This window comes from Mycobacterium sp. 94-17, from assembly GCF_035617725.1.
Lineage (GTDB): Bacteria > Actinomycetota > Actinomycetes > Mycobacteriales > Mycobacteriaceae > Mycobacterium.
Genome location: NZ_JAPIYN010000052.1, coordinates 1 through 2,021, shown reverse-complemented (window position 1 = coordinate 2,021; position 2,021 = coordinate 1). Strand labels below are relative to the sequence as shown.

Sequence of the window (2,021 nt, the reverse complement as noted above, 5' to 3'; positions counted from 1 at the left end):
GTGCCTGTCGCGATCGTCGTCATCGACGCGTTGCCGCTCACCCCAAACGGCAAGCTCGACAAACGGGCGTTGCCGGCCCCGGAATACGTTGCAGCCCAGCAATATCGGGCCCCCGCGACGCGGGTCGAGGAAATCCTGGCCGGGATTTATGCCCAGGTGTTGGGGGTGGAGCGGGTCGGGGCCGAGGACTCGTTTTTCGCGTTGGGTGGGGACAGCATCCTGTCGATGCAGGTGGCCGCGCGGGCGCGGGCGGCGGGTTTGACGTGTCGGCCGCGCGACATTTTTGTGGAGCAGACGGTGGCCCGGCTGGCCCGGGTAGTCAGCGTGGCCGTTGACGATGCCGGTCCGGTCGATGACGGCGTCGGCGAGGTGGTGGCGACCCCGATCATGGGGTGGCTGCAGGCTTTTGCGGGCCCGACGGATCAGTTCAACCAGACCATGGTGGTCCAGGCCCCGGCCGGGGTGAGCGAGCCCGAGGTGGTGGTGGTGCTCCAAGCGCTGCTGGATCGCCACGCCATGCTGCGGGCCCGCACCAACCACGGGTCGGGGGGCTGGTCGCTAACGGTGCCCGAGCCGGGGTCGGTGGACGCCGGCGCTGTGCTGCACAGCGTGCCGGTGCTGTCCGAGGCGGTCCTGGTGGCCGCGCGGGAGCGGTTGGACCCGGCGGCCGGGATCATGCTCAGCGCGCTGTGGGTGAGTGGCAGCGCCCGGTTGGTGTTGATCATCCATCACCTGGCCGTCGATGGGGTGTCGTGGCGAATCCTGTTGGAAGACCTCAACATCGGCTGGGCCCAGCATCGCGGCGGGCAGCCGATCGAGCTGCCCGCGCCGAAGACGTCATTCGCACGCTGGTCTGGGGTGCTGGCCGAGTACGCGCGCCACCCCGCGGTGACCGAGCAGGCCGACACCTGGCGGCAGGTGGTCGCGGCCCCGGCCGCACTGTCGGCGCCGCAACCGGGGGTGGATACCTTCGCCACGGCGGGGCGGGTGTCGATGCCGCTGGATGTCGAGACCACCCGGATGCTGCTCGGTGTGGTGCCCGCGGCGTTTCACGCCGGGATCCACGACATTTTGGTGATCGCGTTCGGGATGGCGGTGGCGGAGTTCGTGACCGCCGGGGCTGCCCCGATCGCGATCGATGTGGAGGGTCATGGCCGCGACGAAGAGTTGGCCGCCGGTGTGGACTTGTCGCGCACGGTGGGCTGGTTCACCACGCTGTCCCCGGTCTCGCTCGCGGTGGCGGGAGTGCCCTGGGGGCGGGTGCTCGCGGGCGATCCGGCGCTGGGGGCGATTATCAAGGACGCCAAGGAGCAGCTACGGGCCCTGCCCGACCCGCTCACGTATGGGTTGCTGCGCTATCTGAACCCTGACGTCGAGTTGGGTGGGTCCGATCCGGTGCTCGGGTTCAACTATCTGGGCCGGCTGGGCGCCGGCGGCACCGACCTGTCTGAGGAGCTGTGGCGGATCAGCCCCGAGGGGTTGGCGTTGACCGGGGCGACCGCGGCGATCCCGATGCCGTTGGCGCACACCGTGGAACTCAACGCCGCCACCGCCGACACCGATGAGGGCCCGGTGCTGCACGCCACCTGGACGTGGGCGCCCTCGGTGCTCGGCCGCACCGACGTCGAACGGTTGGGCGGGTTGTGGTTTGAGGCGCTGGCCGGGATCTGCGCGCACGTCACCAGTGGTGGGGGCGGGTTGACCCCGTCGGACATCGTCCCGGCCCGACTGACTCAGACCCAGCTCGACCTACTGCAGCAGCGGGAGCGGGTTGCTGATGTGTTGCCGCTGACCCCGTTGCAGCAGGGGTTGTTGTTCCACGCCAACACCTCCCAGGGTCTCGGCGATGACGTGTATGCGGTGCAACTCGACATCGCGTTGAGCGGTCCGCTCGACGCCGACCGGCTGCGCGCGGCGGTGCACACCGTGATCACCCGACACCCACACCTGGCGGCCCGGTTCAGCACGGAGTTCGACGAACCGGTGCAGATCGTCCCCGGCGACCCAGGAGCACCCTGGCG

At 69.9% G+C, this 2,021-nt stretch carries 1 protein-coding gene; it reads left to right on the top strand.

The genetic code is table 11. The features are described 5' to 3' along the window. A partial coding sequence (locus tag OQ789_RS25555) for a condensation domain-containing protein (protein WP_324689180.1) occupies positions 1-2,021 on the top strand: 2,021 nt, incomplete at both ends.